We start from the raw sequence: 12,590 nt of genomic DNA, 5'->3' as shown, positions 1-12,590 counted from the left end.
AACCTGACGGACGGTCAGAGCGCTTCGAGGGCTTCCGTCATCTTCTTCACCGTCTCCGGTGCCACTTTGGCTTCGAATCCCGCCTTCAGGAGAGGCGACGCAATCTTGGCGGCACCGTTGAACTCGACGTTCGCGTGATATTCGATCTCGGTCGAGTTCGGACCCACCGAAGTCAAGGTGATGTCGTCGGTACTGGTGGCAGTCTTGTTCTTTCCTTCGAGAACAACGTGATTCAGCTCGTCGGTCACCAGCGTGTACGTCAGTTCCGTGGTGACGCCGAACAGCTTCGACACGTTGTGCCATTGGGTTCCGACGCCGACAGGACCGTCGGAGATCTGCGTGCAACTCTCGGTGCCCGGATCCCACGTCGGCGCATTGGCGAAGTCGCGGAGAAACGCCGCAGCCTTTTCGATCGGTACCTCGGCGGTGAATTTGCGGGTGACGTCAACCATGCGGTGGGCCTTTCGGTTCATTTTTCGGCGGTAGTGCCGAGGCGAGACTTCGTTCCGACGCCCGGGCTACCCAAACTCGACGAACGGTAACCGCCTTCAGAAGACTGCGCGGTCCAGTGGACGTGGAAGCGGATCGAGTGCGCCGGTCTCGCGCAGGCGCTCGTAAGCCAAAACGACCCCATCGCCGGCCCTGATCTGCAGCAACACGCCGCCGGGTAACGCGGTAACGTCTACGGCCAGGTCATCCGGGATCGCGTCAGCGCGAGCGGCCGAGAGGTAGCCGAAGCGGCCGATCACGGGATCTCCGACGCGATAGTCGGACTCGTCTTCGAGAGCATCGAGGATGTTGTCGTCGGTGACGTCTCCGAAGTCCGGTTCCCACACCGCGGCGAGCATCCGAAGTAGTTCTGTCTCAGGAACTTCGGCGGCGTCCGGCGCGCTGACAGCGAGAATCATCGACTGTAGGACGATTTCCGGTTCGCCGCCCGCCAAGCCGGAGAGTTCGAGCCCCCATTCGGACCCTCCACTGGCTACGAGCCTCAATCCGATTCCCAGACGATCCGACCAGTCTTCGGCGGCCTGCGCGTTCTCGAGGGCCTGTGCCAACTGGTCGACGGTCACGGCAGTAGCAGGTCCAGCGGAATGGATCTGTTGCCACGACCCGTCGACCGACTCGGGCAACAGGAACTCGACTTGCTCCAACGTCCGACGCCACCGGGAGGCCACGGCCTGCACCGATTCCGGCCGTCGTCCCCAGAAAACTCGAATAGCGCGTCGTGTCATCGAGTCCTCCGGTAAGGATCGTCCATGGGTAGCCATATCCCGTCTTCGTGGATTTCGAGATCAGTGACGCCGCGGGTGAGAGCGTCGACGGCCGCGAGAACTGCAGGGCGCGTTTCGTTCTCGCGGCACAGGAGTGACCACGTCCAGATCGCCGCGGGGTCGATCACCGGACGTGCAGTGAGATCGCTTGGCAACGTGATGGTCTGCCCTTTGGGCGAGTTGACGACCGGACGGCCGACGGCACGGACGTGATCGAAGAATGCCGGACCGGTGATACCACCGTCGTTGATGCGCAGGATCTGTGCGCCGGTATCGCGAGCGAATTCTTCGGCGAAGACGTTCCACGAATACCAGGAGGTGGTGTCGTCGTCGACGAGTACGACGACGTCGCGTGCCCGCACCGGTGTGGTGTCCTCTCCGGTGGAGACCGCGTAGAGCCGATCCGCACCGAGCAGTTTCGCGCTCAGAGCATGTTGGGCGACATCGGTTTTCCGCACCCAGGCGATCGCCAGGTCGAGGCTGCCGTCCGCTACCCGCGCGGCCTGTGCGTGTGATGGCACCACCCAGGCGTCGACGTGCAGTTGCGCGACCCCTGAAGTGCGCGCGATCAGATCCGTGGGGAGCCAATTGACGTAGCCGATCCGGACGGGCTCTGCTCCGGACAGACGCTCCGCGCGGCACCGCAGATTCTCGGCATTCTCGAGTAGCACACGGACATCAGGGAGCAAGGCCGCGCCGGCTGGCGTCAGAGCGACGGAACGGCGGTCGCGGACGAACAGCTTGACGCCGAGGTCGCGCTCGAGTGCCATGATCTGCTGCGACAATGACGGCCCGGCGATCAGTAGTCTTGCCGCGGCTCGGCCGAAGTGCAGTTCCTCGGCGACGACCTCGAAGTATCTCAGCTGACGCAGCTCCACGATCCTTCATGCTACGTGCGGTGGGAGGTTGCGCCTATCAGTCAGGAGCAAAGCGGTCGTGGCGGTCCGGCGCGGCCGGGGCACACGATAAGACCATGACCACAATCCGCAACGGCGTCTCCTCGCGAGCGCACGCTGTCCAAGCTGCCGCTGCGCTGGCGGCGAGCATGGGAATCGGTCGATTCGTCTACACACCGATTCTGCCGTTGATGCACACGCAGGCCGGTCTGTCCGCCTCGCTCGGCGCCACCCTGGCGACGGCCAACTACATCGGGTACCTGATCGGCGCGCTCGCGGGAATCCTCATTCCCGGCGTGGTGCGCTCGGCAGCGGTGATGCGTACGTCGTTGGTGGTCCTCATCGCGACTTTGGCGCTCATGCCCACTACCCACGACGGATCCATCTGGTTCGCCCTGCGGCTCATCGCAGGCATTGCCAGTGCCCTCGTATTCATGATCGCCGTCAGCGCTTTGCACGCGCACCTTCGGGGGCAGTCCCAATTCCTGGCCGGATGGGGATTCGGCGGAGTTGGGCTGGGTATCGCCCTGTCCGGGGTCCTCGTGTTCGTCGTCCGCGTCATCGGTACCTGGAGTACAGCCTGGCTGGCATCTGCGGCCCTTGCAGTGGTGTGTGCGGTCGCAGCCTGGGGATTGACGCCGGAACCGCGTCCGATCATCACGCCGGACGCGCCGGGAACTCCCAGTTCCCATCGCGGGTTCACTGCCTTGTTCATCAGTTACTTCCTGGAAGGCATCGGCTACATCATCGCGGGCACGTTCCTAGTTGCCGCAATAGATCTGGCCGCTCCGCAATGGGTGGGCAGCGGTGCCTGGATAGTGGTCGGGTTGGCCGCATTTCCGTCATGCGCCCTGTGGGCTTGGCTCAGCCTGCGTTGGTCGAGGCCGACGCTGCTTCTCGTTGCCCTGTTGATTCAGGCGGTGGGCATAGCGCTTCCTGCTGTGATCGGAGGCGTCGGCCCCGCACTGATTTCAGCTTTCCTGTTCGGTGTCACCTTCCTTGGTGTCGGGTCAATTGTGTTGGCAATCGGCGCGCACCTGCAGTTCCCACGCGCCGTGGCGTTGCTGACCGCTGGATACAGCGTCGGTCAGATTCTCGGCCCACTCGTTGTCACTCCGTTGCTGCGAGACGGGTATCGCGACGCTCTGCTGTTGGGTGCGGCCGTCGTTCTGGGCGCGGCAGTGGCCGCCGCGGTTTTGCGGTTCCGATTCCCTTCCGATCTCGATGCGGACCCTCGGACGGCCACCTCGACTGAGGAGGTAGTTTTTGATGTCAGATGACGAAACGGCCGGAGCACTATCCGACGTAGGACTGGAGATGTTCGAATGAGCGCACTCACAACCGATCTCGACCTGAAGGTCCCTGTCATCGCAGCGCCCATGGCCGGCGGCGCTTCCACACCGGCACTTGTTGCTGCTGCCTCTCGCGCAGGCGGTCTCGGCTTCCTCGCCGCCGGGTACAAGACGCCTCAGGCTCTGTCCGAACAGATCGACGCCGTGCGCACCGAGGGAGTGTCGTTCGGTGTCAACGTCTTTGCGCCCAACCCGGTGCCTGTCGATGTCGATGCCTACCGTGCCTATGCCAGGGCGATCCAGGTCGAGGCGGATCGCTACGGCATCACACTGGCTGACGGTGAGCCGGTCGAAGACGACGACTATTTCGCGGACAAGATCGATCTGCTCCTGGCCAGCCCGGTTCCGGTGGTCAGCTTCACCTTCGGCTTTCCCGCACCGGGCGTCATCAAGGCGCTGCGCGCTGCCGGTTCACTTGTCGTCCTCACAGTGACTTCGGAGGCAGAGGCGCTCCTTGCCGTCGACGCCGGTGCCGATCTGCTTGTCGTGCAATCGTCGGCTGCCGGCGGCCACTCCGGAACGCTCACCCCCCTGCAGGTTCCGGCAGAAACACCGATCACCGAATTGATCGCTCAGATCCGTCACCGCACGTCGGTTCCGCTATTGGCGGCCGGTGGACTGGCGACCTCCGCCGACGTCGCTGCTGCCTTACGTGCCGGAGCGGACGCGGCAGTGGTCGGTACTGTGCTGCTGCGCACCGAGGAGAGTGGTGCCTCGGCTCCGCACAAGGCAGCTCTGGCCGACACGTCCCGCGGGAACACGGTCGTCACAAGAGCTTTCACGGGACGTCCTGCACGGGCGCTTCGGAACGAGTTCATCGATCGCTACGACGCACAAGCGCCCATCGGGTACCCGGCCATCCATCACCTGACCAACCCGATGCGCAAAGCCGCTGTTGCGCAGGCAGATCCCGAGCGAATGCACCTGTGGGCCGGTACTGGCTATCGCCACGCGACGGAGGAACCAGCCGGGGTAGTGCTTTCGCGATTGGCTAACCTGTGACGGCGCGGACACCGAACATCACATTGCCCGAGGTAGTGACATACGACGGGCTGCCCAGGTCCGCCGGTGGTGCACACTCGCTTCGAGTCAAGCGCCCCGACGTGGCATTTCAACGCCTGCAGACATTTCTGGAAGCCTGCACCGAACCAGTGTCGTTGCCGTCGTGGACATTAGAGATCCGCCAGGGCGGGCCACCCGCGCCGACCGCGCAATTGACAGAGCTTGCCACCGGGATCTTCGGTGGGCCCCGCTACAAAGCGCAAACCCATACCGAATGGAACGTCCCACCTGGTTCTGTCAACGAAGCGCTCGATGCCCTCGTTGGTTCCGATGCGGTCACAACCCACGGACGTTCTTTGGCGGCACTGACCTACAGTGCGCCCGTACGCCTGATCGACCCGGACACCCGCGCGCCGTACCCCGACATCACCCCTGACGCGTTCGGCCGTTTTGCCGTGGATGGATACGGCCAGACTCTGGGTGACTCAGGCATACGCGCAACCCTCGGCAACGCGACATCGTCACTGTCCCTGTGGCTCAACCTGCCTGCAGACGAACGGTTGTCGTCCGGTGCTCGTCACCTACAAGACCATCTCCCGTTCCGGCTGTCCGCGAAGCACTGGCGTCTCTGGCGGCCGAACCGGAGCGCAGACTCTTATCGTTCCAACAAGATTCCGTCGCCGGTTCACGACCACGTTTGAATCACGCAGCAAGCATTCTCATCTCGGGCAGAGTTCGCCGATCTCGGCGACAATGCGATCCGAGCTACGAACCACCCATACCGCGCGTCCGGCACGCAATGTCGGCATCAAGAATCGGTCCTTTTCGATGGGCCAGTGCACAAAGGGAAATCCGCCGGCCAGCTCGTCCTGGACTTCGCCGGCGATCAGGGCCGTCAACTCTTGTACAGGCTGTTCGGTGTGCGGCCCGCCAAACCCGAAGCCCCTCAACGGGCTGGTTCCTGCACTCTTGTACTTTGGCCGTGGTCCAGCGTCGAGCGCGAGGTGGCAGTGGCCGTCATCGAGCAACGAGACCGTCCACACGCAGTTCTGCATGTACGTATCAGGGCCGTGCCAGCGGCATTGCAGATCCTTGCCGACAGCCTGGCACGCCTCGACGACGTTGGCGGGAGCGTCGTCTAGTGCATCCGGCCCCATGATCGGAAAGCTCCAGACCCCCACGTAGTCGAAGTCGGGCATATACATGCCTTCACTATGGCACGTTGTCAGAATGCGTCTTCCTCGAGTTCCATGATCTCGTTGTCGAGGGAACCCAGGATTTCTTTGGTCGACGCCAGGACGGGCAGGATGTTCTTGGCGAAGTATGACGCGATGACCACCTTGCCCCGATAGAACGACCGGTCCTTTGCCGACGCGTCACGGTCCAAGGCTGCCAACGCGACTTCCGCTTGCACCAACAGGCGCCATCCGATGAGCAGGTCGCCTACCGCGTACAGAAAGCGCACCGAGCCGAGGCCTATCTTGTACAACTCGGAGGGTTGGTCCTGGGAAGCCATCAGATACCCGGTGAGCGTCCCGGCCATCTCCTGCACGTCGGTCAAGGCGGTCTCGAGTAGGACTCGCTCGGCCTTGAGTCGACCGTTCCCGGCCTCACTGTCGATGAACTCTCGTATGCGACCGGCTACGTGAGCGAGCGCAACGCCGCGGTCGCGTGCGATCTTTCGAAAGAAGAAGTCCTGCGCCTGGATTGCCGTGGTGCCCTCGTACAGGGTGTCGATCTTGGCATCGCGGATGTACTGCTCGATGGGGTAGTCCTGAAGATAACCGGAGCCGCCCAGGGTCTGCAGGCTCTCGGTGAGCAGTTCGTAGGCCTTCTCGGAGCCGACGCCCTTGACGATCGGCAGCAGCAGATCGTTGACCCGCGCCGCCAGTTCGGCATCCGCCCCCGAAACCAACTCGGCGACATCGGCATTCTGGTGTGCAGCGGTGTAGAGGTAGACCGCTCGGAGGCCTTCGGCGTAGGCCTTCTGCATCGCCAGGCTGCGTCGGACGTCGGGGTGGTGCGTAATGGCCACGCGGGGCGCGGTTTTGTTTGTCAGCTCGGTAAGGTCTGCACCTTGAATTCGTTCTTTTGCGTACTCGAGGGCGTTGAGATAGCCGGTGGACAGTGTTCCGGTAGCCTTGGTGCCCACCATCATTCGAGCATTCTCGATGACCTGGAACATCTGGGCGATACCGTTGTGGACATCACCCACGAGCCAGCCGACGGCAGGAACGTCCGTCGCTCCGAAGGTGAGCTCGCAAGTTGGGGAAGACTTGAGGCCCATCTTGTGCTCGACGCCGGTGACGTAGACACCGTTGCGCTCTCCCAGTTCAAGTGTGTCCGAGTTGAAGTGGGACTTCGGAACGTAGAACAGGCTCAAACCTTTGGTTCCTGGACCGGCGCCCTCGGGCCGGGCAAGCACCAAGTGGAAGAGGTTCTCGGCCGTGTCTCCGACGTCGCCGCCGGAGATGAACCGCTTGACGCCCTCGATGTGCCAGGTGCCGTCGTCCTGTGCGATTGCCTTTGTTCGGCCTGCGCCTACATCGGATCCGGCGTCTGGTTCGGTGAGCACCATCGTTCCGGCCCATCCGCGTTCGAATCCTTCTTTGGCCCAGTGTTTTTGCTGTTCGTTTCCGATGGTGTAGAGCACGCTCGCCATCAGTGGACCCATGTTGAAAAAGCTTGCGGATCCGTTTGCCGCGACCAACATTTCGCCGATCGCCCAGACCAACGGCGCCGGAGCAGGAACACCACCCATGCCTTCGGGTAGGCCGAGTCGCGACCAACCGGCCTCGTTCACCGCCTCGACCGTCTTGCGTAGAGGTTCCGGGACCACAACGGCGTGATTGGGTGCGTCGAATTCGACAGGGTTTCGATCCGCGTCGGCGAAGGACGCGGCGACCGGGCCTTCTGCCAGCCTCGATACTTCCGCAAGAATGTTGCGCACAGTGTCGGTGTCGAGGTCCCCGTAAGCGCCGGCATCCAGCAGTTCGCCGATCCCGAGTACCTCGAACAGATTGAACTCGATATCACGCACGTTGCTTTTGTAGTGACCCATTGTTCTCCGACCTTGGTTCGTCAGCAATACGGTTCGTCAGCAGATACGGCTCGTCAGCAGTACACAAGAAAGCCTGCCCCACAAGGAATTCAGTACGCAACCGTAGGTAGAGACGAGTTTCGTTGCTACAAAGTAGCGCCGAGTCGCTCTCATTGAAACATTCACTCGTACAATCGGTTTCCGCTGGTGGGGGTGCATATCAGTCGCGTAGCATCCTCTTGGATCAAAGCGGCTGCGCACCAATAGAAGTACCCATCCTCACCTTCGGCGTCATACGCATTCGCTGTGATCAGTGAACATGCTGCTCGGTAAACCAAGAGCGCCTCTCGTTGGTAGCCGAGACGTTCCTCGATCGGCGTGGAGAGCCCAGTTCTGACTCGTGAGCCTTTGGTATCGGTCAGAGGGTGAGTAGCACTTTGGTGGCGCGCCGCTCGTCCATCGCCTGGTAGCCGGCGGCGGCGTCCTCCAACGGGAGAGTGAGGTCGAAGACGATGCCTGGGTCGATCTGGTCGGTCATGATGAGCTCGATCAGTTCGGGTAGGAATCGCCTGACCGGCGCGGGACCGCCGAGCAGGCTCACCGTCGCGAAGAACAGGTTCATGCCGTCGAGTTCGACGCCGTGGGATACCCCGACGTAGCCGACATGTCCGCCGGGGCGGGTAGCTCCGATAGCCTGCATCATCGATTCTTGGGTGCCTACGGCTTCGACGGTCGAGTGGGCGCCGTAGCCGCCGGTGAGTTCCTTGATCTTCGCGATGCCCGCGTCGCCCCGCTCTTCGACGATGTCGGTGGCGCCGAATTGTGTGGCGAGTGCCTGCCGGTCGGCGTGACGTGACATGGCAATGATCCGCTCGGCGCCGAGTTGTCTGGCAGCGAGGATCGCCAAAAGTCCGACTGCGCCGTCGCCGACGATGGCGACCGTTTTGCCAGGTCCGGCTTCCGCAGCTACCGCGGCGAACCAACCGGTGCCGAGTACGTCGGAGGCTGCAAGGAGGCTGCGGGCCTGCCGCTCGGTCGGCTCTCCGTGGACAGGGACGAGGGTGCCGTCCGCGAGCGGGATGCGAGCGTATTCGGATTGGGTGCCGACCGAGCCCATCATGACCTGGTGGATACAGCGAGACTGAAAGCCGGCCTCGCAGATTTCGCAGGTGTTGTCCGACGCGACGAACGAGCCCACGACGAAGTCCCCAACTTCGATGTCGTTGACGTCGGGGCCGACCTGTTCGACGACGCCCACGTATTCGTGTCCCATCGGCGTCGGGCCATTCAGCTCTTCGATGCCGCGGTACGGCCAGAGGTCGGAACCGCAGACGCAGGTGGCTGTAACGCGAATGATCGCGTCGGTCGGTTCGACGATCACCGGCGCTTCGATCTCTTCGACCCGGACGTCGCCGGGGGCATGCATGACGACAGCGCGCATGACGTGACTCCTCACCATCGGTTTTCTCGTGTCACTTCAACCTGATCATGATTTGGCGGCGTGCGGGAGTCCCACGCGATAGTGGTACTGCGAGGGACTCCCTCGCTACCGGTCACTGACTTAGGCTCGATGGCATGGACGATCGAGCGCAAGTACGCGAATTCCTGACCTCGCGGCGCGCCCGAGTCACGCCCGAACAAGTTGGACTTCCGGCCGGATCGAACCGCCGCGTGGACGGTCTACGTCGAAGTGAAGTGGCAACCCTCGCCGGCGTGAGCGTCGAGTACTACACGAGGCTCGAGCGCGGAGCGATCAGCGGCGCATCGCCGGGTGTACTCGACAGTATCGCGAAGGCCCTACGACTCGACGACGCCGAGCGCGCCCACCTTTTTGATCTCGCGCACGCGGCAAGCCCGGTAGCCAGGCCCCCGCGTCGGCGAAATGCGAAGGGCTGGAAGCCCCATCAGAGCCTGCAGTGGGCGCTTGATGCAGTCACCGCGGGACCCGCTTTCGTGCGGAACGGTCGCATGGATCTTCTTGCTGTCAGCCCACTCGCGCGTGCGTTTTACAAGGACCTGTACGACATGCCGGGGCAGCCCCCGAACATCGCGCGCTTCACGTTCCTCGACGAAAGGGCTTTCGAGTTTTGTCCGGACTGGAACGCGTTTGCCGAGGTGACCGTCTCGATTCTGCGAACCGAGGCCGGGCGAGATCCTCACAACAAGGAATTGCACGATCTGATCGGTGAACTCAGCACTCGGAGTGAGGAATTCCGGCGTCGGTGGGGCGCGCACGACGTCCGCCATCACGGCACCGGATTCAAGACTTTTCACCACTCCGCCGTGGGGGAGCTGACGCTTGCCTTCGAAGGTTTGGAGATGGCCGCCGAGCCGGGGTTGACGCTCACGATCTACACCGCAGAGCCGGGATCGCCGTCCGCGGAACGGATGCAGTTACTCGCCTCGTTGGCAGCCAGTGAGAATGCGGACTCTTCGCCTCACGTGTCGGAGCGGTCGCTGACGGACGGCTGACGAACTGCGCGACGGTTGATCGGGTCGTCAGTTGACGACTTCGACGGCGGTGCGCTTCGTGCGTTCCTTGCGCAACAGGATCATCAGCGGCAGAAAGTAGAGAGCGGCAACGCCGGTGCCTACCAACACCGGCCCAGTGGCACCGAGACTCGAGGCGAACGCAAACCCGGCGATCCAGGAGCCGACCGCCGTGCCCAGATTGAATGACGAGGTGCTGAGAGCAGAAGCCATCGTCGGCGCCTGATCGGCATAACGCACAGCCATCCCGATCAGGATGGGATTGGTCGACATGCCGAATAGTCCCAGCATGACTACGAGAAACACCGTCACGATCACGTTGTGCGAGAAGAGGCAGAGCGCCCCGAGCACGAGAAACGTCATCGCTGCCGAGACGAACAAGACCCCGTACTGATGCTTCGCACCGAGTCGACCGCCGAGATTGGAGCCGACGAACGCACCGAGTCCGTAGCCGACAAGCACTAGCGGCACTGCCGACGCAGCAAGTCCCGTGTTCTCGGTCAACAGCGGAGAGATGAAGCTGTACGCCGCCAGCGACGACCCGCACACGACGGCGCAACCGGACAGAACGAGCCAGATGCGTCCGTCCCGTAGGCTCGCGATCTCCGCTCGCCAGGACGGCACCGCACCGGATTCGGTGTCGGCGGGTACCAATCGGTGGACGACGGCCGCGGCGGCGAGTGCGAGGGCGGCGAGGGCCCAGAAAGGACCACGCCACCCGATGGTCTGACCGGCCAGAGCGCCGAGCGGAACACCGATGACGTTCGCGAGCATGCCTCCGCCCAAGACGATGCCGAGCGCGCGCGAGGAAGACGCCGGGCCTGCCGCTTTTGCTCCGACCACTGCAGCGACTGCCCAGAAGGCGCCCGTCGCCACGGCTGTGAGGAAGCGGGCGCCGAGAATGAGTCCGAAGTTGGACGAGAGCGCGACGATGACGTGTCCGATCGCGAAAACAATCAGGGCCGAGCTCAAGGTCACGCGTCGGGGAACCCTGAGTGTCAAGATCGCCATCGCCGGCGTGCCGACGATCATTCCGATCGCGAAGACGGTGATCATCAGGCCGACGTTCGCGATCGACGTACCGAGGTCACCCGCGATCTCGGGAAGAATGCCGGCGACGACGAATTCGGTTGTACCCATCAAGAAAACTCCGACGGCCAGCACGTAGATCACGAGCGGCAGGCGGCCGGTTTCTTCGACGGTCGGGGCGGAAATCATGAGGTGGTCAGTTCTCTTTCTGTTGACGACGCGCATGCCGTGGCGCACCCGTCCAGGGCATCACGCCTGTCGCCTGCGAGGGAGTCCCGGTTGTTGGGGGTACTCGAAGGGACTCCCGGTGTGGCCGATTGCGCGCTACCGTCGGCGCAAAGACTGCCTGAACCCGGGAGGCGCGCCCATGACACGACGACAGATCCGAGGGCTTGGCGCCGCAGTGCTCCTTTCGGCCTTCCTGACTGCCTGCGGTAGCGAGGATCCTGAAGGGCCCGGTCCGCAGGCAAGCACGACAACACGATCGGCGCCCGCCGCGGCCTTCGGTGAACCCGAGACCGTCGCCGACGGCTTGGACGCGCCCTGGTCGATGGCATTCCACGGCGATACACCACTTGTCAGTGAGCGCGACAGCGCGCGAATCCTCGAACTCGACGCCGGCGGAAACAGCCGCGAGGTGGGAGTCGTCGACGGCGTCAGCCCCAGAGGTGAGGGTGGTTTACTAGGGATCGCAGCACGTGAAAACCGCCTGTACGCGTACTTCACCGCGAACGGGGAGAACAGGATCGAACGCTTCGACATCATCGGTGCTCCGGGGGAATTCGCGCTCGGGCCGGCCGAGACGATTCTCGACGGGCTCGCTTCGGCCAACTACCACAACGGTGGTCGCATCGCGTTCGGCCCGGACGGGATGCTGTACGTGACCGTCGGTGATGCCGGTAGTCGAGACAGAGCTCAGGACCTCGACTCGATGTCCGGGAAAATCCTTCGAATGACTCCGGATGGCGATGTGCCGCTAGATAATCCATTTCCGAACTCGTTTGTCTACAGCTACGGCCACCGCAACTCCCAGGGCATTGCCTGGACCGAGGACGGCACGATGTACGCCAGCGAGTTCGGGCAGGACACCTGGGACGAACTCAACCGGATCGAAGCAGGCGGAAACTACGGGTGGCCCGAGGTCGAAGGGATTGTGGGTGAAGACGGATTCATCGACCCGCTCCAACAATGGTCACCTGACGACGCCAGCCCCAGCGGAATCGCCATCCACGACGGCACGATCTACATCGCCAATCTTCGTGGTGAGCGACTCCGCACGGTGCCGTTGGCTGACCCCGCGACCGCCGACGAGCAGTTCGTCGACGAATACGGGCGCCTCCGTGACGTTGTAGTCGCACCGGACGGGTCGCTGTGGATACTGACGAACAACACCGACGGACGCGGCGACCCCAACCGCGGTGATGACCGCATCCTTCGCGTGCCGTTGCGCTGATGTCGATTTCCGGCGAACGCAGTACTTCCAGCCCGAGGGTCCTGGCCGAAGCCT

Annotated in this window: 12 protein-coding genes; 5 read left to right on the top strand and 7 right to left on the bottom strand. The window is 63.1% G+C overall.

Features of this window, described 5'->3' with window-relative positions; genetic code table 11:
- Positions 1 to 14 precede the first annotated feature (14 nt).
- The 3 genes from ACBG85_RS27810 to ACBG85_RS27800 all read right to left on the bottom strand — a co-directional run bounded on the left by ACBG85_RS27810 (position 15) and on the right by ACBG85_RS27800 (position 2,152).
- Complete coding sequence (locus tag ACBG85_RS27810) at positions 15 to 452, bottom strand: SRPBCC family protein (RefSeq protein WP_007735601.1); 438 nt, start codon at positions 450 to 452, stop codon at positions 15 to 17.
- Between the two features lie 96 nt (positions 453 to 548).
- The gene (locus tag ACBG85_RS27805) at positions 549 to 1,235 is read right to left on the bottom strand and encodes a hypothetical protein (protein ID WP_372025602.1); all 687 of its coding nucleotides are present in this window, start codon (positions 1,233 to 1,235) and stop codon (positions 549 to 551) included.
- Positions 1,232 to 2,152: a LysR family transcriptional regulator gene (locus tag ACBG85_RS27800; protein ID WP_166502836.1), complete on the bottom strand. Its 921-nt coding sequence runs from the start codon at positions 2,150 to 2,152 to the stop codon at positions 1,232 to 1,234. Before ACBG85_RS27800 ends, ACBG85_RS27805 begins: the two co-directional genes overlap by 4 nt.
- Positions 2,153 to 2,247: 95 nt before the next feature.
- Between ACBG85_RS27800 and ACBG85_RS27795 the strand changes: the two genes are divergently transcribed.
- The 3 genes from ACBG85_RS27795 to ACBG85_RS27785 are packed head-to-tail and all read left to right on the top strand — an operon-like array spanning position 2,248 to position 5,225.
- On the top strand, positions 2,248 to 3,450 hold the full coding sequence (locus ACBG85_RS27795) for a YbfB/YjiJ family MFS transporter (RefSeq protein WP_372025600.1): 1,203 nt from the start codon (positions 2,248 to 2,250) through the stop codon (positions 3,448 to 3,450).
- Between the two features lie 45 nt (positions 3,451 to 3,495).
- Positions 3,496 to 4,524 carry an NAD(P)H-dependent flavin oxidoreductase gene (locus tag ACBG85_RS27790; protein ID WP_372025598.1) on the top strand — a complete coding sequence of 343 codons (1,029 nt, stop codon included), beginning with the start codon at positions 3,496 to 3,498 and terminating at the stop codon, positions 4,522 to 4,524.
- Positions 4,521 to 5,225 carry a hypothetical protein gene (locus tag ACBG85_RS27785; RefSeq protein ID WP_372025596.1) on the top strand — a complete coding sequence of 235 codons (705 nt, stop codon included), beginning with the start codon at positions 4,521 to 4,523 and terminating at the stop codon, positions 5,223 to 5,225. Before ACBG85_RS27790 ends, ACBG85_RS27785 begins: the two co-directional genes overlap by 4 nt.
- 18 nt (positions 5,226 to 5,243) lie before the next feature.
- Here the strand turns inward: ACBG85_RS27785 and ACBG85_RS27780 are convergent, their stop codons facing one another.
- From ACBG85_RS27780 to ACBG85_RS27770, 3 genes are all read right to left on the bottom strand, one after another.
- Positions 5,244 to 5,723, bottom strand: coding sequence for a hypothetical protein (locus ACBG85_RS27780; protein WP_372025595.1), 480 nt, complete (start codon positions 5,721 to 5,723; stop codon positions 5,244 to 5,246).
- 26 nt (positions 5,724 to 5,749) lie between these two features.
- Positions 5,750 to 7,585 carry an acyl-CoA dehydrogenase gene (locus tag ACBG85_RS27775; RefSeq protein WP_193594772.1) on the bottom strand — a complete coding sequence of 612 codons (1,836 nt, stop codon included), beginning with the start codon at positions 7,583 to 7,585 and terminating at the stop codon, positions 5,750 to 5,752.
- Positions 7,586 to 7,982: 397 nt separating this feature from the next.
- Positions 7,983 to 9,005 carry a zinc-dependent alcohol dehydrogenase family protein gene (locus tag ACBG85_RS27770; protein WP_372025593.1) on the bottom strand — a complete coding sequence of 341 codons (1,023 nt, stop codon included), beginning with the start codon at positions 9,003 to 9,005 and terminating at the stop codon, positions 7,983 to 7,985.
- A 134-nt stretch (positions 9,006 to 9,139) separates the two neighbouring features.
- Here ACBG85_RS27770 and ACBG85_RS27765 point away from each other — a divergent pair, with 134 nt between their 5' ends.
- Complete coding sequence (locus ACBG85_RS27765; protein WP_372025592.1) at positions 9,140 to 10,036, top strand: helix-turn-helix transcriptional regulator; 897 nt, start codon at positions 9,140 to 9,142, stop codon at positions 10,034 to 10,036.
- A 27-nt stretch (positions 10,037 to 10,063) separates the two neighbouring features.
- Here ACBG85_RS27765 and ACBG85_RS27760 read toward each other — a convergent pair whose 3' ends face one another.
- A complete protein-coding gene (locus ACBG85_RS27760; RefSeq protein ID WP_372025590.1) occupies positions 10,064 to 11,272 on the bottom strand; it encodes an MFS transporter in 1,209 nt (402 codons plus the stop codon).
- A gap of 178 nt (positions 11,273 to 11,450) precedes the next feature.
- Between ACBG85_RS27760 and ACBG85_RS27755 the strand changes: the two genes are divergently transcribed.
- A complete protein-coding gene (locus ACBG85_RS27755; RefSeq protein ID WP_064074402.1) occupies positions 11,451 to 12,536 on the top strand; it encodes a sorbosone dehydrogenase family protein in 1,086 nt (361 codons plus the stop codon).
- Positions 12,537 to 12,590: the final 54 nt, after the last annotated feature.

This window comes from Rhodococcus sp. NyZ502 (genome assembly GCF_041464245.1).
GTDB lineage: Bacteria > Actinomycetota > Actinomycetes > Mycobacteriales > Mycobacteriaceae > Rhodococcus_F > Rhodococcus_F qingshengii.
This window is presented reverse-complemented; position numbering and strand designations above follow the sequence as displayed.